Genomic DNA, 20,622 nt, shown 5'->3' with positions numbered 1-20,622 from the left:
TATTTTAAATTGAAATATAATTTTAAATAGTTTTGAACGTTCTGCTAGGTGAACGTAAAAAATTATGAAAATGAAATTATATTTTAAGTTGGTGGCTATCTGTTTCAGTTTGGCCCTATTTGTATCCTGTGGAAATGCGGATGATGATGTAGAATACGGCCTTAATGGCGAAGGCGACCTGGGCCTTGGAAAACCTGTGGACGACTGTCTAAATTTGGGGGATGGCGAATTGGTATTGTCCATTCAGGATCAATACACCACCCTACCTGGAAAGGTATCCATATTTTTTAAGGTGTCGGATACCGACGGAGATCCTGTTCCTGGATTAACGGCAAACCAGTTTACCATTTATGAGCAAGGTAGAAATGATGACTGTTTCAGTACCATTTCCGCTACGGAGTCCTTTGCCAGGATTTCCCCCAATTCGCAGATTTTCAACAACAACACTATTTTGGTGCTGGATCTAAGTAACAGTGTTCTAAGCAGTAGTATGGAAGAATTGAAAACGGCTTCCACCAGTTTCGTAAACAACGTTATGCCAGTTTCCGATACCGAGTCCTTCAAGATGGCCATTTATTGGTTTGACGGAGAGGATAAGCTGCATGTACTGAACGAATTGACCCATGTAAAACAGGAATTGATAAATTCTATTGACGGGATCAATGCCGACATCAGCAAGGATCCTTCCACCGATCTTTACGGTGCTGTAATCAAAGCTACGGACAAGGCGGAAAAGCTATTGGCATCAAGTACAACCAATGATCGTATTGGTGCTGCCTCGGTGGTTATCTTTACCGATGGTACCGATCAGGCTTCCCGTTATACCCAATCTGCAGCCTTGAAAAAAGTGGACAATGCCAACAAGAACATTGCCTTTTTCAGTATAGGGCTGGGTGCGGAAATTGATACCAATGTTTTGGAAAAAATAGGCAAGACCTTTAGTGTGTTCGCTGGGAATAAGGAACAATTGGAAACAACGTTCAACGATATTTCCTTTAGGGTTGCGGAACAGGCCAATAGTTTTTACCTATTTGAATATTGCAGTCCAAAACGTGATGGTAGTGGTGAAAATAACTTGGCCATCCAAGTTAAGGAAGGCAACAGGCAAGGAGCGGTTCAAACTAAATTTAACGCAAAAGGTTTTACGGGAGGCTGTGAATAACCTAGGTTAAGTTTCTTTAAATCATATAGTTAGGGCATCAATTTATTTTGATGTCCTTTTTTTTTGTTCAAATTTACAAACAGTCCAACGTCTTTTTCCTCGATATGACCGTATAACCTTACAGAACAGAATACTATTTGTAAATTTTTAACAATAAGGAAATGAAAAAAGTAACGTTGGTTGGTTTAATGGGAATGGCGGTTTTAGCCTCCTGTGTATCTAAGAAAAAATATGTAGCCCTTGAAGGCGATTTGTCCAATACCAAAAGCATGTTGACAAAAACCCAAGTGGAAAAGGAGGAATTGGAATCCAAAGTCTCCAAAATTGAGGCAAGGGTTGCAGAATACAATGAAAAAATAAATTCCTTACAGGAGATAAATGACTCTCAATTTGCGTCTATAGATGATGTTGCCGTCATGAGCAATAACACCAAGGCAAAAATGCGGGCTACTTTGGCAAAAATAGACCCCAGTGAACTGGCAAAGGCCCAAACCTTGGAAGATTCCATGAATCTGGCCATATCCTATAATTTAAAGAAATCCATTTCCGATGAGGACGATGATGTTATTGTTGATATCAACAAAACTGTGGTTATGATCAATATTTCGGACAAATTATTGTTTAACTCCGGGAGTTATAGGGTTAGCAATAAAGCGAACACCATATTGGCCAAATTGGCCGAAGTTATCAATTCCGAGCCTAGTATGGAAGTAATGGTTGAAGGGCATACCGATTCCAGAACCATCAATACCGAAATGTTTCAGGATAACTGGGATCTAAGTGTTAAAAGAGCTACGTCCATTGTTCGACTTTTGCAGAATAAGTACAATGTTGATCCAGCCAACCTAATAGCTGCAGGTAGAAGCAGCTACTTGCCACTGGTTGAAAACAACAGCAAGGAAAATATGGCCATAAACAGACGAACAAGAATCGTGATTATCCCAAATTTGGATAAGTTTTTTGCCTTATTGGATGCCGAATCATTATAGAACACTACCATTAACTATAATTATTGTTTTATCCTAAAAACCCCGATGCATGCATCGGGGTTTTTTTTATCCCGTTGGTTTCGGGAATTGTAAGTTGGCTTATTCTATTTCCGGGAATCCTTTATATTCAGCACTTTTAGAATCTTGTGAAAAACCTCATTGTTTTCATATACCCCTTGAAACTCTTGTGAATGGGGTCCGTAGGCAAAAATAGGAACCATGGTCGCCGTATGATCGTCGGTAGTGAAGTCGCCCTCCACCATGCCCATTTCCATATTTCCCTGCGGCATGGTAAATCCGGATGTTTCATGATCTGCCGTTATAACCACCAAGGTATTTCCAGATTTATCGGCAAATTTTATGGCCTCCGCTATGGCTACGTCAAAATCTATACCTTCCGTGACTATACCGCCCACTTCATTCTTATGTCCGTACGAATCTATCTGTGCGGCTTCCACCATTAAAAAGAATGGCTTTTTTTTGGCGTTTAAGAATTGAAGCCCATTTCTAGTGGCTTCGGCAAGTATATTTCCCCTGCCCTCCAAAAAACTGGGAACGTCATTCTCCGCAATGAACAATCCTATTTTGTCTTTCTTGCTGGCTCCCAGTTCATCAACATCCTTTAAAATTGAAAAACTGTTCCCTTGAAAATCCGCTGTGTTAAAACTGGATTCCCCTCCTCCAACAAAAAGGGAGAGTTTACTCTTCAAAAGATCTTTGGCAATACCGTCGGTATCGTCCCTGTCTTTTTGATGGGCATAAAAAGAACTAGGGGTAGCTCCAACAATTTTATCCGTGGTGATACAGCCGGTTACAAATTGATGTTGGTCCAGTAATTCGGTAATATTTACAAGTGCTTGCCCGTTGGAAGCCATTCCAATAGACCTGTTGTAGGTTTTTGCCCCTGTGGCCAAAGCAGTCCCGGCTGCAGCCGAATCGGTTGTGAAATCGTCCGAGGACTGGGTTTTAATAAAGCCTATACTTTTCAACTGGGTCAGGGTAAGGCTACCGCCATTGGCCAAAACCGAGGAAGAAATTTGGGTGAGTCCATTGCCATCGCCGATGAGCAATATTACATTTTTAACAGCCTTTTCAGTTTGGTCGGACTTGTAGGTAGGTATATATACATGGGATTTGGCCTTGTTGTAATATACCCAATTCCCCAATGTTTCCAAATATACAGATGCCTTATCCGCCATATCCGTATTGATATAGTCCACCCCAAGATCGTGCAAGGCTTTCCATGCGGTCTTGGAGTCCGGGGTGGCCCAAAAACGGAAGGGTCTGTTATAGGAGTGGGCTTTGTCTATGGTCGATTTTACCCTTTGCAGATCCTCGGCAGTTAATCTTCCTTTTCCGTTCCATCCTGAAAACTTATAAAAAGGAAGGCTTATCAACGCTACTTTTTCCCAAGCATCCCCCTTTGGGATATCGTCCAAACTCTGATAGTCGAACATTATAAACTTTGGATAATTTTTGTATTCTTCCGGTTTAGGTCTATTTCCGGATATCACCATGGTGATATTGGGATTCTGGATAATGCTGGGATATTTTTCCAAAACAGTCACTATCTTCGCCAGGGTCGCGTAGGTTTCCGATTTGATATCTATTAGAAGTTGCAATTCCTGGCCCTTCCCCAATTGTAATTCCATCACCTTTTTCAATGGTTCCAAATACAGGCTTTCCATGGTATGGCTTGGAATAATATCTACCTCGTCATGGGTGGCATATAAGGTGCCATTTTTTAGAAATACATCTACCTCAATGGAGTTTGCCCCATGTGCATAGGCATCCCAAAACGGTGCAGTTTGCAGATAATCATTATGGGAATGTATTTTAAATGAGTTTTTTTTCTGCCCCAAAGCGATTTGAAGGGACAGCAATAACAGCAATAAAAGGAAGCGATTGGTTTTAAACATTGAAATTAATTTATATTACTATGGATATTAATATTTGAAGTTCAACAAATTGTATTCCCATTTAATTTTTTGGAAAAAAAATGGACTCGACCAATTTAAACAAAACTAAATAATTATTTCGGTAGATATTGTATATAAGGTTGGGTTAACCTAGAAATAATCTATCCCAAATATAGCTTTGATAAAAAATACATAGAAAGACCTTCAAAGAAGTTAAATGTGGCATAATAAGACTACAGGTAGGGTTTTTGGCTAGATAATTGTTCTATCTACAACAACCCTTATCAACCTATGTTCATAAATGTATGCTAAAGACTAAATTTTGTATCACTTAAAAAAGGAATATCATGGTTGTAATCAACGACATCTTTAAGTATAGCGCTATCAGTGAGCTATCCAATTGGTTCAAGGGCCTTGCCATCACTATTTTTAGCTGTATCGTAAGCATTCTTTTTATAATGCTCTACTGTATACTGGCCTATGGGGATAATATGCGCATTTCCTTCGGATATTAGAACTATCTTAAGATCAAAGCATTTTTAAAACTTCCTTCCCCGGATTTTAGGTCGATAAGAAATCCGTTGATCACGGCATAACGGGGTTTGCGGTCTTCTTCCAATATAAAGTTGGGGATAGCGCCTACCCTCAATTTAAATTCCGGGACTTTGTAGTCCTTACCTATAATGTTGATGGGAAAGGTTACATGATTTTCGCCCTTGGGGATATTTTCTACCCGTACATAGGTGAAACCAGACCTCAGAAGATCCATTATCTTTAACTGTGATACCTCTTTTACGGAAGTTAGGATTTTTGGGTAAACCTTTCCTCCGGCTATTGCATAGCCCTTGCTTTCCAAGGTTTCATATCCATAATAGGTGGATAGATCCCCTTGGTCTACCACCCTACTGCTGTTATAGTAGGTTTTATGCGATGGGTCATCAATCTCTAGTTGGTGTATGCCTACATCCAAGGTATAATTTTTCCCCAACAAATTATAGGTAAGGTTATTGAGTTTAAGGTCGAACAGTTTTCTATCATTTTCTGGAATTTTGTCGTAGTCCGAAATGGGAATATTTTTATAATTTTCTTTGGCGATACTATAGATGGCGGATAGGATGGAAACATAGTTCAATTTTCTGATTTCCTGTTTTTCCGGATCACTTTTGTAACCGCCAGATTCTATTAAAATGGCACTGGTACCCCATTTTTGTATGTTGTCCCCAAAGGCCCTGGGCTCAAAATCGTCATTATAACGCCCTACCTGCCCTGGAGCATATTTCTGAATTATTTGATTCATATATACGATAACCTTCATAGCATTGGCGCGCACAGCATTGATATCCTTCTCATAATTATAGGCAGGTGCCAAATAGGAGATGGTTGCCGGCTTATCCGTTCTTTCCGCATTGTAATAGGTGCTCTGGTCGTGAAGATTAAATCCGAATGCCGCATCCAAACTATCCCTTACCCTTTTTAAGGTCCTTCCTTCCGGAGATTGCAATGCAAGCGCATCCCTATTGATATCTATTCCCAAGGCATTTCTTCTCTGAAAAACTTCCGCCCCATCCGGATTGAGCATAGGCAAAAAGTGTAATTTTAAATTTTTTAAAATGTTATCCTTTTCACTTTTGAAATCGCCACTGCTAAAAAAATTGAAAATATCAAATATTGCCTGGGTAGCCGTAGGTTCGTCCCCGTGCATTTGGGACCAAAGAAAAACGTCGGTGGCACCTGTCCCAATACTGATTAGGGATAGGCTTCGCCCTTCGATGGATTTGCCTACAACCTTTACCTTAAATTGGGGGTTGGCAGACAATCTGTTAATAAGCGGTTGTATCCCATTGTGTTTTATCCGTCTTTTATCCAAAGAAGGTTCCTTGTATTTTTCATAAGTAGAATACAAGTTGGAAGTAAAATCAATTTCCTGCCCGAAGCCAGAAAAGACCATTAGTAAACAAATGATGAGGGCTATTTTATATGATGTCATAATATTATCTTGTTGTTGGAGTAGGTTTAAAATTAAGTTTTTTGGAGGCTCTTTTTACTCTTTTTAAAAATTTTTCACCGGGATCGGTCTTAACGGTCCTATACCCCTCATCTTTCTCCAACCATAGCTCGTGATCTTCAAAAAGGGTATATTCATAATGGCCTATCAAATAGTCTATATCGTATTTTGATTTTAAATATTTTACCAGCCATTTGTTGGACCTTAATTGTGCCCGGGTGAGTTTGGTATCCCCGGTCCCTCCTACGTTTTCAATGCCAATGGCGCAATGATTTAGACCTATAACGTGTCTGGCCATAGTGGTTTCCGGCATTAACCTATATATTGTACCGTCTTGATCTACAAGAAATTGGGAGGATACATTTAAACCACTGGCCGAACTAATCTCAGGCCTCCAATCGGGCAGTGTAGGCAACTCAAAGGCCTGGTACGATTTTTCAAGGGTAGGGATTACCGTCCAGTGCAATACCACCATCTTGGGCACTATAAGGGGTTCCTCTTGGACAAGACCGTAATGGTCCGACATGTATTCCAAAGTGAGATCTTTTCGCTCTTCGTCAAAAATAATGGGTTTGTCTATTATTTCACGGTGTATGGAGCATGAAATGGTCATAAAAAGGGAACACAAAAGAGCTAACTTCTTCATTGTTTTTCAGCAAATAAACTTAGGTGATAAAGATACAATATCATTTTATTTCTGTGGAATCCCTTTTCACCCTATAGTGGATGGTTATTTTTTTTCGTCCCCACTGTAACGCTTTCTCCTTGTCCTCGCCCATATAGATATCGATCCTATTTCTCCATTTGGAATGCATTTTATCCTTCACCAGATAAATACTGCTATCGCCTTTAATTTTCACTTGGGTATTGTAATCCAATCCCACGGGAATCAGGTCTTTGGAAACGGCAATGATTTTCATACCCGGTTTTAGCGAATCGCCCCAGGCGGTAATTCCTGGATGGATTTTGGAGGTTTGGTAAGGAAAGGAATTGTAGGCCGTGGCCGTTACCTTCAGTTTTTTCCAGATATAACCATCATCCACATCCTTCTCCTTGCAGCTAGCCAGGGAAAAAAGGATTCCTGGCAAAATTAACCACAATGCCCGTTGCCGACCCTTATCACCCCATGCATTCACAAAATTATTCATAACAGTTTGTTTCATGGTGCTATTTAATAATAGTGGACTTTCTTGTAAGTTAATTAAAAATATCAAAGTTACACTGCTTGCTTACAGGAATGCCATTGGCAGTAATTCCCTCTACCTTAATGGTAAATTTCCCTGGCACATCACCAGTAAAGAAACTGAAATAGGTAGATATGTTATCATTGACCACAATTTCTGGGTTCCAATATAAGGTAGTGCGATAATCCGACTTGATACGGTCCGTTTTTTGTCTTCCTCCATAAATTGGGCTATAAAACTTCCTTGCTTTATAGAATCCCTCAACAATAATATTGGTAACGCCAAAGGATAAAGGAAGTAACCTGGGTTATTCTATCTAAAATAACAAAGATTCTTTTCACTATGGTGGAATTTAAACAAATTACCGCCCATTTTAAAGTATGTATGTACTCAAAATATCATAAAAAGCAGCTTTCACCACAGAACGGGGCTATTTCCCAACATTAATTTCCTACAACCGTACAACCAATATACTTTAGCAGTGTAATAAAAAACGAATTAATAATTTTTTCATTTTCATATAGTGTTCTCGTAAAAGAGCCTTGTCCCAAAAGATAAGGCTCTTTTTAGTTTTAGGCCTTTAGGGTGGGCTTGGATTACTCAATTGGGGGTCAAGAACAATTGTTGTGTTTATGAAAAAAGGGATTAATTTGATCAGTCGTGTTTTTTTGATCAACAGTTTTAATTAATAGGGGGTCAAGAACAATTGTTGTGTTTATGAAAAAAAGGGATTAATTTGATCAGTCGTGTTTTTTTGAGCAACAGTTTTAATTAATAAGAGCAATTTAGTAAAACCAATGGATCAAGTACAATTTCTGGGTAATTGGATATTTATGCAAATATTGTAGTTAGCCTAAATAGGAAGAATTCCGTGTTTTTGACTCCTCTGAACTGGGCCTTCAATATAATATTGGTTCAATTAAATCATTCCCCTATTTCAACTATCTGTGCATTGGCCATAAACAATTCCTGCATCCGCTCCATACGGCTATCGAACTTGGTGGAAAAAATGGCATACTGACATCGGTCCAAACTTTCGGGGATTCGTATAACATCGGAAAAAGGGCTGGGTTTCGATAGGAACTCCGCATCGTCCACAATAAATAACTTTAGTTTCCCTAGATTGATACCGTTGAGGTAAAAGATCTTGCTCAATCTTTTAGGGGTAGCGATAACAATATCCACTCCTTCAAAAATTTCATTTTTTTGAGTCTCTATATTGTGCTCTTCGTATACTGGATAAATGCGGAGATCCATCCTTCGCGTAAAGCGTTCAAATTCACTTTGCAAGGCCAATGCCGCTTCCTTGTCCTTAACAAAGATCAAGGCTCTAGGGGCCTCCTCAAAAGCTGTACAATCCAGTTTTTGAAGCGTACTTATAATTATCGCAGTGGTTTTACCGGCACCTTCAGGCGCGATTCCAAAAACACTGGCTCCCCCTTTAATTTTTGAAAGAATCGCTTTTTGAAAGGGAAGAGGCTCCTGAATTCCCTGTTGTCCCAACACTTCCTTTAACTGTTCCTGTATTTTTTTGAATGCCATATTTTTGTATTAACTATTCCAATTTTAATTCTCTGTAATTGGTACATAACAAGTTTTCCTAGCCTAACCACAACTTTTGATCACTTCACAACAATAGTTTTCCCAATAAGGCCTTCTACCCTACTTTAGCAGTGTAATAAAAACGAATTAATAATTTTTTCATTTTCATATAGTGTTCTCGTAAAAGAGCTTTGTCCCAAAAGACAAGGCTCTTTTTAGTTTCTAAGGCTTTGGAAAGTATATAAGGTTAAGGGATCCAGTTGTTTTTGCCAAAATTGGGTTTGCGTTTTTCCAAAAAAGCATTTCTTCCTTCCTTTGCTTCTTCCGTCATATAGGCCAACCTTGTGGCTTCCCCGGCAAATACCTGCTGCCCTACCATACCGTCGTCCGTAAGATTCATGGCAAACTTCAGCATTTTTATGGAGGTAGGCGATTTTTCAAGTATCTCTTGGGCCCAATCATAAGCGGTATCTTCCAGTTCCTCATGGGGAATAACTGCATTTACCATTCCCATTTCCAAGGCATCCTGGGCAGAATAATTCCTGCCAAGGAAAAATATCTCCCTCGCCTTTTTTTGTCCCACCATCTTGGCCAGGTAGGCAGACCCGTATCCACCATCAAAACTGGTTACGTCGGCATCCGTTTGTTTAAAGATGGCGTGTTCCTTACTGGCCAAGGTTAGATCGCAGACCACATGCAAACTATGGCCTCCCCCAACGGCCCATCCGGGTACCACGGCAATGACCACCTTGGGCATAAATCTGATTAAGCGCTGCACTTCCAATATATTTAAGCGGTGCATTCCGTCTTCCCCCACATAGCCTTTATGCCCCCTTGCTTTTTGGTCGCCCCCGCTACAAAAGGAATATACTCCGTCCTTGGTAGACGGACCTTCGGCAGAAAGTAAAACGACCCCTATGCTGGTATCTTCCTGGGCGTCATAAAAGGCTTGATAAAGTTCACTGGTGGTCTTGGGCCGAAAGGCATTTCTAACGTTGGGCCTATTAAAAGCTATACGGGCAACACCCCCACTTTTCTTATAGGTGATATCTTCAAATTCCCGAACTACTTTCCAATCAATTTTTTGCTGCATTATAAAATAAGGTTTGTCAAGTATCAAAGATAACACACTTTACTAAATTCCTTGCGTTCTTAACGGGATTTGAAAGATCCGATACTTGCCAATCCGTTACGGTGTGTCGGGCACCGAAAAGTCATTACCGATTTACTTACACTGGGATATAGGTGGGTCCAGAGGTGAACTACCTGGATAAGATTAGGATAGAGGCTTATTGCGGTCTGGTATTTTTTTCCTCGATCCATTTGGACATAAACTTGGTGCTGGCAAGCGAATGGTGAAGGAGCATGGAGCCAATAAAATTATGCTTTCTATGTGAGTTTAAATCTTTTTTGAGCTGCTCTATCCTTTCCAATAATTTTTGTTGCAACACAGCTTTGTTGTAATTATTATTGATGATGGCCATGCCATTTTTCCTGGCCAGTGACCACTTTTCCTTATCTTGATATAAGAGTATGGCGGCCTTTGCAAAGTTTTCAGGGTCATTGGCAATTATTCCGTTCCAAGGCGAATTTTCGCAAATTCCTTCAGCTCCAATTTCTGTCGTAATACTGGGCGTGCCGTTTAACATACCGATGAGCAGTTTGCCCTTAATTCCCGCCCCAAAGTTTATGGGGGCCAGGTTCAATCTGGCCTGGGATATAACCTCATTGGCATCAATGGCATGCCCCATAAGGTGAAACCCTTGTTTTGGATTGTTCAATTGCTTCATGCTTTCTGGCATATAGGCCCCGTAAATAAATACATTGGCAAGGGGCAATTCCCTGCGGATGAGAGGCCAAATGTGTTTCCCAAGGGTTTGGACTGCATCAATGTTTGGGACATGTTTCCCATTGCCGATACATACAAAATCCCTTTTCTGTTCAAATGGGAGCCACTGGTTTTGTTTTTCTGTATCAATGACATCATACATCATGGGCAAATGCATTAGTAGATTGGGGCTGATCTTAACGGTTTTGGTAAGTAGCTCCATTTCGTATAGGGAAATGATCAAACTAAGATCGCATCTAAAAATACTGGCTATTTCCCTTTTTGTTTGGTCCTGCTCCAACCAAAATTGTTCCGTAAAGGAAATGGATTTTTTGTATGCCAATTGTCTGCTAATCCTAAGGGAGTGTAAATCTTCGGTATCCAGAATACGTATGGCATTTGGAGCATTTTCCGCAACACGCCATCCAAATTGTTCTTCGGTCATAAAACGATCAAAAAGAACGATATCCGGATTTATCTCCTTTATAAAAGTATCAAAACTGGAATGGTTGAGGATTATGGGACTTGTGTTTACCCCAATGCCCGACAGGTCATAGCTATAATCACTTTCTGCCGCAGTGCTGGCAAAGGTAGGCTGATATCCCTGTTCCAAAAAGAATTGTATCAACTGCAGCATCCTGCCTCCGGCCGCCGTTGTATCCGGCTCCGGCCATACATAGCCAATGATCAATATTTTTTTGTCCGTTTTTGGGAACATTTGTTCTATAAACGCTTGGCGAATTTCTGGGAAATTTTAGAGCGCAGTTTACGCTCATAATCTTCTTCCAACCACTCTTTGTAATTTTTCGTATTGTTCATTATACAATAGGAATATTGACGTACCCGGTAGGCGATCTCTTCCTTTAATTTTTTGGCCAGGATACGGGCGTCAAATACGTCGTCACTATTTTCCACGCAAATGGTGGCGTGCTGTTCAATACTTTTTTCCAGAACGGTCTTGGATTTAAGTCCCTGTGCAAAAACTTTTTTGTATTCTGCCTTGATGTCGAATTCGATATTCTTGGACTTGCTAAATAATGCCTTGAGGTCGGCCGGCATTTCGTACACAAATTCCCGTTCTATTTCCTCATCATTTTTTATGCTTTCCAGAAAGAAATCAGGGAAATGGAAAATTTCCTGCCAATCTATGGGGGCGTCCCATAATCCAAATCGGGCCACATTGTTCCCAAGATCTACCACTGTAAATTCATTCTTATTGGGCAATATCCTAGAACCACGGCCTATCATTTGAAAATAAAGGGTCAAGGATTTGGTTGCCCTATTTAAAATAATGGTTTCTACCGTTGGTTCGTCAAATCCAGTGGTCAATATACTTACCGAGGTGAGTATGGCGTCTGGAGTCTTTGAAAACCATTTTAGAATTTCCTTACGCTCGGAAGCACTATTCTTATTATCCAAATGCCTTATGTTGTACCCTGCTTTTTTAAAAGTGTCCAAAACGTATAAAGAGGTATTGATCCCATTATTGAAAATAAGGGTTTTGGTACCTTTCGCAATCTCTTCATAGGCATTTACCAATTTGGTAAGCATGTTCTGGTTGCCATAGAGCTCGTCCGAAGATTTTACTGTATAGTCGCCGCTTATGCCCAATTTTAAACTCTTAAGGCTTACATCATAATTGTACATATTGGCCTTGGCCAAAAATTTCTTTTCAATAAGGGATGATATGGATTCTCCCACGATCAACTTTTGATAGTGGTCCTTCATCGGGAGCTTTATATTGGAACTTAAGGGCGTAGCCGTAACTCCAAGTATAATGGACTTTTTAAAATATTTGAATAATTTTCTAAAGGAATTGTAATGCGCTTCGTCAATGATGACAAGTCCAATATCATTGATCTTTACCTTATCATCCTGAAGCCTATTGTTGAGGGTTTCTACCATGGCCACAAAGCACATGTATTGGTCTTGGTCCTGTAATTCCTTTACTTCACTATTGATTATTTTGTTTTTAACGCCAAATCCATTTAACATTTTGGAGGTTTGACTGCTCAATTCTATTCTATGGGTAAGAACTACTACCTTTTTATTGGTTTTATGAATATATCTTTTTGCAATTTCCGAGAAAACAACTGTTTTACCTCCACCTGTAGGCAATTGGTATAAAAGGTTCATGTCATCCGGGGATTCCTCCAAACACTTAAAAATAGTGTTCAAGTCTTCCTCTTGATAATCATAAAGGGTTTTTTCCGTACTTTCTTTAGGTAGCTCCAAATGGGAAATGAAATTTTTTAAAATTAAGAAAAATCAAACCTTACAAAATTAAGAGTTTTTTGTGCCGGTTTCAAATTTAAAAGGGAAAAACATGAAATTGCGATTGCCCATCGGTTATATTTATGGAAAACTCCCTAGGGCAAGAGACGGCAAATACTGCAAATAAGTAAACTACCTCGGGGCAAGCCCGCGAGGCATTCGTAGGAAACGAACTTTAATTTTCGAGGCAAGCCTCGGGCTATTATACCCTTTGGCGGTGCCAATAAAGACGGAGCAGCCTTGGGGCTAGTCTATGATATCCAAGGACTTTGAGAAGTCGTCCGCGTTGGGCCAATGATGATCCTGGGTAAACCTATAGCAGGCAACAATTCTGGCTTTAAACTCCCTTAACAAAGTATTTACGGAAATAAATTGGACCAGTTCGCCAAAGGAGTTGCCCATGCTTTTATAGAAGGCCTCAGGTACATTCTTTTCCAGCGAAAAAGATTGTGCAACTTCTAGGTTGTACAACATAAGATCTGCCGTTAGATGTGGGTCTACCCCCAATTTTATAAAGTGCTTTATGTATTTTTGGGCCACCGATCTTCTGGCCTTGGCCCTTTTTCTTCTTAAAGGGAAGTATTCATTGGAGATCTTTATTTTTGCATCCTGTACCAGTTTGTCTTCCCTGGGGTTGAAAACAAAATCATAATACTCCTTTACTACCGGAAATCTGTGATATAGATCTATTATTTGCTCTTCCAGCTCCTTTTTTTTTAATTCCGATAAGTATTTTACCAATGCTCTCTTACTCATTCTTCCAATTAATTCGATTTGAACTCAAGAATTGCAATTTCCCATTTAAAAATCAAAAATTAGCACAAGAAGGAAAATTAGTATTTTAATAATTGGATTGGACAATGAATATCATAAACTTCTCATAAATTATGTATAAGTAATACAGCTTCCCTTGGAAAAGACATAAAAAAAAGGTATAATGAGAGATTGACACTTCAAAATCCAAATAAAAAATATATGAGGCAACTAAAGATTATCAAGCAGGTTACGAATAGGGAATCAAAATCACTAGACAAGTATTTGCAGGATATCAGTAAAATAGAATTGATCACAGCAAATGAAGAGGTTGAATTGGCTCAAAAAATTAGGGATGGGGATCAAGTTGCCTTGGAAAAATTAACAACCGCAAATTTAAGGTTTGTGGTTTCTGTGGCCAAACAATATCAAAATCAAGGCTTGAAGCTCCCTGATTTAATCAATGAAGGAAACGTAGGCTTGGTTAAAGCGGCAAAACGTTTTGATGAGACAAGGGGATTTAAATTTATTTCGTATGCCGTTTGGTGGATACGACAGGCCATTTTACAGGCACTGGCCGAACAATCCAGGGTGGTGCGCTTGCCATTGAACAAGATTGGCTCCATAAATAAAATAAAAAAGACCTTTTCCTATCTGGAGCAGGCCCATCAGCGGCCACCATCACCGGAGGAGATAGCCAAGGAATTGGAGATGTCCGTTAGTGAAGTTAAACAATCCCTAAAAAATTCGGGCCGACACGTTTCTATGGATGCCCCGTTAAAGGAGGGAGAGGTTTCCAATCTGTACGACGTAATTCGTTCCGGAGAATCCCCTAGGCCGGATATGTTTCTCTTGCAGCAGTCCTTAAATACAGAGATCAACAGGGCTTTGGATACGCTTTCCCAAAGGGAGGCTGATGTGGTTAAATTGTATTACGGTATAGGTGACCAGCAATCCATGACCTTGGCCGAGATAGGACTCACTTTTGATCTTACAAGGGAGCGGGTAAGGCAGATAAGGGAAAAGGCTATAAGAAAGCTTCGCCACAATTCCAGGAGTAAATTACTCAAAACCTATTTGGGATAGATGACCAAAAACAAAGAGGCCGAATAAATTAATAATTTATTCGGCCTCTTTGTTTTTAAAGTATTGGGTTTAAGAATAACTTAATTTACTGATATTGAAATCGATTAGGATTTCATTTAAATCTTCAATGAAGTTTAAATAAGCTGCGTTGTCTGGATTTTGTTTTGCCATTTTAATAGGGGTTTTTAGGTTTTGAATTCCCGGCCGAACTACATATAGTCCAATTCGGCCAATTCGTTTAAACTTAAAATTTCATTTAAATCTTGTAGGAATGCTAAATATTCCTCTCCGTAGGTGTCGTATAACATAGTAAGACTTGGTTTAGGTTTTTATTGTTTGGGTCAATAATTATATGGTAAACTTATTTATTATCTCTTTTCACACCAATAAAATGTTGTGTATAAGTGTTTTTTAGTTGTAAAGTGTACAGTTCTTAAAGTTTAATCTTTTATAGCAATCGATATATTTCATGCTGTTGAACAAAACATGTGGCCGGTTCTTAAAACAACCCTGAGTCTTTTCTGGGGCTTAATGGCATTTATTAGCGAAACTCAATTTTGAGAACCCAGTAAGACGCACTTAAAATTGCAAGTTGAACTAATCCCGCCTTTTTCGGCGGAATCTAGGTTCAATACCTCTACCCTAGGGTCGATTCCTATCACTGGGTTCAGGGCCTGCCTTTGTCGGCAGACAGGCCTGCCTTTGTAGTCAGACAGGCCTGCCCTGTGGTTTAATACCTTTTATTTCTTAAAAATTTTATTGGTGAGCTCCTTTAATTGATCTAGAAATTTCATGGCCTCCAATTCCTCTAAGCTCTCTTTTCTATTAGGTACGCCAGCGCTATTGTTGTGAAATGTAATATTCTCCGAGGGTGTAATATCAAAATTGATGTTGAACAGGTCATTGGAGCCAAAGTTTTCCCCATCACCATCCATGGGTGTAGCACCCTGATCAAAGAAAGTAGTACTATCGTTTACAAAGGCCTCCCTGCTAGATGATTTTGAAGATATAAAGCCCGATGTTGCCACTTCAAAGTCGATCGCAGGATCTAGTTGAAACTTAGTAGGTTCAGTGATTTCCTTTTTTAAATCCAATTTGTGTCCGGAAATTACTTCCACGTCACTAATCGGTATGGCCTGTAATTTAGTTTCTATATACAAAGAAACCAATTTAGCTTTTTCCCTTATGGTACTGTCCGAATGATTGCGTAGGGTTGCTAAAAAATGTAGATCACTTAGATCGCCTATTTGTTGCATTTCCTGCAGCAAAAGTAGTTGTGATTCCCTGTCCAATGAGCTGAATAAATGGTTGAACACATAATGTTCCCCGAAATCCACTATTTTATTGTCATTTAACTTTTCGTCGATATACAAAGGATAGTCCGAAAGGAACTTGGAAATTATTTCCTTAATGAGATTGGCTATGGAGTCGTTTTTTTCCTCATCCAACATTTCATTTAAAAGGGGTACCTCCCGTATATCTCCCATTTCTGCTATGGAATGTAGTAATTTAACTTTCTTAAATTCCCGATCCGTGTAGAATCGGGCGGCCGGTAGATCCATTTCTCCCAGATCCAATAATTTATCGTCTTCGTTTATGGTTACTATTGTGTTTTGCTCCTCTACATGCGAAGTTAATATATCACTGATCTGTTTCTTTAAGTGCGGATCTATGACTACCTCATAATCCACTTCAAGATCGTTAATGTCTGTTATTGGATCGAGGTCCACTTTTTCTTCTTCCATCTCCCTTATCAAGGGTAGGAAATCTATGCTTAAAAAGGAATCGCCCTTCCTTTCCGGTTTGTTATTTAGCGGTATCTTGGTTTCCCCGTAAATTTCCTCGTATATGGCCTCATAAGGGTTTCTTTCAAAACTTTCCTTTCCTAGGCATTCCGATAGGAATTCCAAGTCGTTGCTGATCATCAACGCTTCCTGAATTTCCGGACTCGCATTGGGACTCTTTGTGTTCGTTACCAATGGTACGAAGCTAAGATCTAGCTCCTCCCCTTTCAATAGATCGGTCTTGGTATGGAACTTCTTGGACTTGTTATTCAATGGCTGCTTAGTTTTGGATACTCCCATTTTTGATTCTGTATCTTGTAAATGGTCTGCATTGCCGGGTGTATCTTTTTGAGGGATGGTATTTCCATTGATATCGATGTCCGATTGTTCCAAATTTCCATTGGTATTTACTGGTATGCCAAATTCTTTGGATAGTCTAAGGATTATCAGTTTAGCCCCCTCATCCAGTTCATGGTACACTTCCATCAAGACTTTGGACAGGATACCTTTGTTGCTCGACCGTCTTAGTAGCTTCCACAATTCCACTTTGAGGTCTATGTGCTCCCTATTTTTTTCTTTTAACTTTCCCTGTTCATATAATAAAAGCTCACATATTATTCCTCGTAGATGTTTCTTTTTTTCCTCTCTATTGTTCCAGTTGATCTGGATATTGTTTTTTAGAAGGAACAGAATGGCCAAATAACTTATGGTCAAGAGTAGGAACAAGACCGTTAAATCCCATATCAGGTTGGTATGTATATTGGGTATATTCACTTATTTGCACTTTTTGATTATTCAACGTTTACCGCCTTTACTTTTTAAGAACAACAGTTCCCTATCAATGGCTTTCTCCACCATAGGGTATGCCAAAAGTAATTGATCATATAACCGTCCTATTTCCGGAAGGTTCCTATGGGTTTTACAGCCTATTGTGATCTTGTCCACAAGGGAATAAAGGTGATCGGCTTTCATCATGGAAAGTCCCGTTTTAACCTTATGGGCAGCAAACCCTAAACGATTAAAATTACCTTCGGGGATGTAGACATTGGCCCTACCTATAAAATCGAGCATACTTTGTTTAAATAAGCCGATTAATTCTTCCAGAAGGTCTATTTCGCCCATACACTCTTCCAGTATATCTGCTAAGCTAACCTTCCAGGCTTCCTTATTTACAGTAAATTGGGCAAGTTCCCCAGCGGATTCATTTACTGGTTTGGACCTATGGTCCTTTTTGTATTTACATAAAGTGGTAAGTAATTCGTCAGGGCTATAAGGTTTTAAGATATAATCGTCTATTCCAAGGGCATTGCATTTAATTTTGTCATTAATGGTGAAATCGCCGGTTAAGGCTACAATGGGTAAGCTCTTGATGTAATCATTGTTGGATTCCCTAATTATTTGGGTAATTTGAAAACCGTTCATTACCGGCATTCTAAGGTCCATTAATACCAGGTCTACCTTGTGCTCCATTAGATAATCCATTCCGGCCTGGCCATTATCAGTTACATACACAGTACATCCCCAATTTTTTAAGCGCTGTTCTATTATTTTTTGAATAAGAATATTATCCTCAAAAACAAGGATATGAAGGCCTTCTATAATTTTATCGGTTGTAGTTGTGCTGTCGGAATCTAGTCGGTAGCCAGATGTTTTGTTCTGTTTCCCCTTTTTATAGGGGATGGTGAACTTATAGGCACAACCATCATCCAAGGTGGCCATGGTTGCCAAGGATCCATTTAAAATTTGCAATATTCCCCTGACCATGGCAAAGCCGATCCCTAAATCATTTGCATTGGGTTCTATATTAAATACATTGGCCTTTAGGTCGTTTTTTATGTTTCCGGTACGCAAATCCCTAATTTCAAAATCGAGTACCAGGTAATCCGTGTGCTGTCTACGGAGTTTAATTTTGAGAAGGATGTTTCCTTTGTCAATAAGTTTTATCGAATTTCCTATAAGGGTGAGTAGGATTTGTGACAATTTGGACGGATCTCCCAAAAGGGTTTCTGGTATTTCCGTATCCAGATCTACCTCCAGATTAACATCCTTGTTGATTATTAAGGTGTTGCAAAGGTAAATGGTATCCTTTATAATACTGTGAAAATTAAAATCGATACTTTCAAACTTTTCCCTTCCAGAGGTAAGCTTGGTATATTCCAACAGTTCATTAATTATATCCAAAAGATTGTTGGAGGTGGTGGTAATGGAATTGAGTTGGGTAAGTTGCTCCGCAGTTATGTCGCCTTCCTTTAGCAGATCTATAGTCTCCAATATCCCGTTGATCGGGGATCTAATTTCATCCCCTACTTTTTCCAGAAGCCTTCCTTCTTCCCGCTTAGGTCTATTTTTTAACGGGATTGGCAATTCCTTATTTCCAATGGCCGATTCAAAATCCTTGTAGTTTGTATTGGAGGGAGAAACTATAGGTTTTGGTCCAAGCACTTTTTCCTCAAGACGATATTTAAAGGTCATAAAGGATTTTTTTAATAAAGAAGCTTCCTCCGAGGTCAATTCCTCAAATGAAAAATGATTTAGTTGACCTTCAAGATTAGTCAGATGGTTTAGTAGGTTGTTGGATTTCAATTTATATTGGTTTGGGTTCTGAAAGTCTAAAACTCCCCTTTTAAAGTGCGGTTTACAATTAAATGTTATCTAGGCTTCATTTTATGTTGTCAAATGCCGTTATTTGTATGTATCAAACCTTAGCAGTATGAAGCATTTTATCGGATTTATATGTATTTTGGCGATTGTTGCCTGTAAGGAAAAACAAGAAAAACCTACAGAGTCGGTAGAAGAAAAAGCAGCACGTATACACCGTGACATTATCACCATAGATACCCATGTGGATATTAATGTATCCAATTTTACCGATGCCGTAAATTATACCCAGAAATTGGACAATCAGGTAAATCTTCCAAAACTTGAAAGCGGAGGTTTGGACGTTCCATGGTTGATAGTCTATACTGGTCAGGGCGACCTAACCGAAGACGGGTATGCCAAGGCAAAGGAAAACGCCATGGCAAAGTTTGATGCCATACATAGATTGTGTAAGGAGATAGCGCCGGAAGAGATATCATTGGCCTATACTTCCAAAGATGTTCGGCAAATTATAGGATCGGGCAAGAAAGTGGCCATGATAGGTGTGGAAAATGCCTATCCCATAGGGGAAGACATTTCGGAATTTGAAAACTATCATAATTTAGGGGCAAGATATATTTCCCTTTCCCACAATGGGCATAGCCAGTTTTGCGATTCCAATACGGGGGAGGCCGATGGGGTATGGTTGCACAATGGACTTAGTGAGCTTGGTAAAACGGCCGTAAAGGAAATGAATAGGTTGGGGATAATGATCGATGTATCCCATGTATCCAAAGAATCCATGAAGCAAATGATAGCCTTGTCCGAAGCTCCAATTATAGCTTCCCATTCTTCTGCAAGGGCATTGTGCAACCATAGTAGGAATTTGGACGATGAACAATTGTTGCTAATGAAGGAAAATGGAGGCGTTGTACAGGCAGTTGCCTTTAGTTCCTATTTGAATACAGAAAAGCATGAGGCCTATGAAGCTTATTTAAAAGACGTCTATAAAGAGGTAGCAGATTCCCTGGGGATAGATTGGTATGCCAATGGCGAGCTTGCCGATCTTACAGAGGCAAAGAAAAACGCCTTTATGGAGAATTATCCCAAAGTTGTACGTTTGGCCAAGGGCAAGGTTGACAAGAGGAAAGATAGGCCACAGCCCGTGGGGGTGAGCGACCTGGTGGACCATATAGATTATATGGTAAACTTAATTGGCATTGAACATGTTGGAATCAGCTCCGACTTCGATGGAGGTGGAGGCATTGCTGGATGGAGGGATGCATCCGAAACCCCCAATGTAACCCTGGAGTTGGTAAAAAGAGGTTATTCCGAAGAGGAAATTGCCCAACTCTGGGGAGGCAATTTACTACGGGTATTGGATCAGGTACAGGAGAGGACTATCTCATAAAGTGTGTAAATAGAAAATAGCTGGGGCATGCCCCAGCTATTTTTTTGTTTAATTTTAAATATTTACACATTATGAAAAAAGAAGAATTATTCGACGATGAATTTCTAA

The 20,622-nt window shown here is 39.5% G+C and carries 16 protein-coding genes; 5 read left to right on the top strand and 11 right to left on the bottom strand.

All coding sequences use genetic code 11. From position 1 onward, the window contains the following. Positions 1-70 precede the first annotated feature (70 nt). Positions 71-1,162: a vWA domain-containing protein gene (locus QSE00_RS22090; protein WP_110355263.1), complete on the top strand. Its 1,092-nt coding sequence runs from the start codon at positions 71-73 to the stop codon at positions 1,160-1,162. Between the two features lie 161 nt (positions 1,163-1,323). Further along, on the top strand, positions 1,324-2,151 hold the full coding sequence (locus QSE00_RS22085) for an OmpA/MotB family protein (protein WP_286107538.1): 828 nt from the start codon (positions 1,324-1,326) through the stop codon (positions 2,149-2,151). Between the two features lie 104 nt (positions 2,152-2,255). Here QSE00_RS22085 and QSE00_RS22080 read toward each other — a convergent pair whose 3' ends face one another. After that, on the bottom strand, positions 2,256-4,070 hold the full coding sequence (locus tag QSE00_RS22080) for an alkaline phosphatase (protein ID WP_286107537.1): 1,815 nt from the start codon (positions 4,068-4,070) through the stop codon (positions 2,256-2,258). Between the two features lie 347 nt (positions 4,071-4,417). Between QSE00_RS22080 and QSE00_RS22075 the strand changes: the two genes are divergently transcribed. Continuing rightward, a complete protein-coding gene (locus QSE00_RS22075) occupies positions 4,418-4,585 on the top strand; it encodes a hypothetical protein (RefSeq protein WP_181422833.1) in 168 nt (55 codons plus the stop codon). Positions 4,586-4,587: 2 nt separating this feature from the next. Here the strand turns inward: QSE00_RS22075 and QSE00_RS22070 are convergent, their stop codons facing one another. From QSE00_RS22070 to QSE00_RS22035, 8 genes are all read right to left on the bottom strand, one after another. Further along, complete coding sequence (locus QSE00_RS22070) at positions 4,588-6,057, bottom strand: M14 family metallopeptidase (protein WP_286107536.1); 1,470 nt, start codon at positions 6,055-6,057, stop codon at positions 4,588-4,590. Positions 6,058-6,061: 4 nt separating this feature from the next. Continuing rightward, the gene (locus QSE00_RS22065; RefSeq protein WP_286107535.1) at positions 6,062-6,721 is read right to left on the bottom strand and encodes a peptidoglycan recognition protein family protein; all 660 of its coding nucleotides are present in this window, start codon (positions 6,719-6,721) and stop codon (positions 6,062-6,064) included. Between the two features lie 40 nt (positions 6,722-6,761). Continuing rightward, positions 6,762-7,238 (bottom strand): 3D domain-containing protein, encoded by a 477-nt coding sequence (locus QSE00_RS22060; RefSeq protein ID WP_286107534.1) that lies wholly within the window; start codon positions 7,236-7,238, stop codon positions 6,762-6,764. A 945-nt stretch (positions 7,239-8,183) separates the two neighbouring features. Then, on the bottom strand, positions 8,184-8,801 hold the full coding sequence (locus tag QSE00_RS22055; RefSeq protein WP_110355268.1) for a DEAD/DEAH box helicase: 618 nt from the start codon (positions 8,799-8,801) through the stop codon (positions 8,184-8,186). 247 nt (positions 8,802-9,048) lie between these two features. After that, the gene (locus tag QSE00_RS22050; protein ID WP_286107533.1) at positions 9,049-9,894 is read right to left on the bottom strand and encodes a 1,4-dihydroxy-2-naphthoyl-CoA synthase; all 846 of its coding nucleotides are present in this window, start codon (positions 9,892-9,894) and stop codon (positions 9,049-9,051) included. 196 nt (positions 9,895-10,090) lie between these two features. Continuing rightward, positions 10,091-11,347, bottom strand: coding sequence for a glycosyltransferase (locus QSE00_RS22045; protein ID WP_286107532.1), 1,257 nt, complete (start codon positions 11,345-11,347; stop codon positions 10,091-10,093). A gap of 5 nt (positions 11,348-11,352) precedes the next feature. After that, positions 11,353-12,864, bottom strand: coding sequence for a DEAD/DEAH box helicase (locus tag QSE00_RS22040; RefSeq protein WP_110355270.1), 1,512 nt, complete (start codon positions 12,862-12,864; stop codon positions 11,353-11,355). A gap of 285 nt (positions 12,865-13,149) precedes the next feature. Continuing rightward, complete coding sequence (locus tag QSE00_RS22035; protein ID WP_110355271.1) at positions 13,150-13,659, bottom strand: DUF6155 family protein; 510 nt, start codon at positions 13,657-13,659, stop codon at positions 13,150-13,152. A gap of 219 nt (positions 13,660-13,878) precedes the next feature. Between QSE00_RS22035 and QSE00_RS22030 the strand changes: the two genes are divergently transcribed. After that, a complete protein-coding gene (locus tag QSE00_RS22030; protein ID WP_110355272.1) occupies positions 13,879-14,742 on the top strand; it encodes a sigma-70 family RNA polymerase sigma factor in 864 nt (287 codons plus the stop codon). 740 nt (positions 14,743-15,482) lie between these two features. Here QSE00_RS22030 and QSE00_RS22025 read toward each other — a convergent pair. Together QSE00_RS22025 and QSE00_RS22020 are read right to left on the bottom strand one after the other, a co-directional pair. Next, positions 15,483-17,300 (bottom strand): hypothetical protein, encoded by a 1,818-nt coding sequence (locus QSE00_RS22025; protein ID WP_286107531.1) that lies wholly within the window; start codon positions 17,298-17,300, stop codon positions 15,483-15,485. Between the two features lie 21 nt (positions 17,301-17,321). Next, positions 17,322-19,109, bottom strand: coding sequence for a response regulator (locus QSE00_RS22020; protein WP_286107530.1), 1,788 nt, complete (start codon positions 19,107-19,109; stop codon positions 17,322-17,324). Between the two features lie 127 nt (positions 19,110-19,236). Between QSE00_RS22020 and QSE00_RS22015 the strand changes: the two genes are divergently transcribed. Next, the gene (locus QSE00_RS22015; protein WP_286107529.1) at positions 19,237-20,514 is read left to right on the top strand and encodes a dipeptidase; all 1,278 of its coding nucleotides are present in this window, start codon (positions 19,237-19,239) and stop codon (positions 20,512-20,514) included. Positions 20,515-20,622 lie beyond the last annotated feature (108 nt).

This window comes from Arenibacter flavimaris (assembly GCF_030291335.1).
Taxonomy (GTDB): Bacteria; Bacteroidota; Bacteroidia; order Flavobacteriales; family Flavobacteriaceae; genus Arenibacter.
Note: the sequence above shows the minus strand (reverse complement) of the source record. Positions and strands in the feature narration are given on the sequence as shown.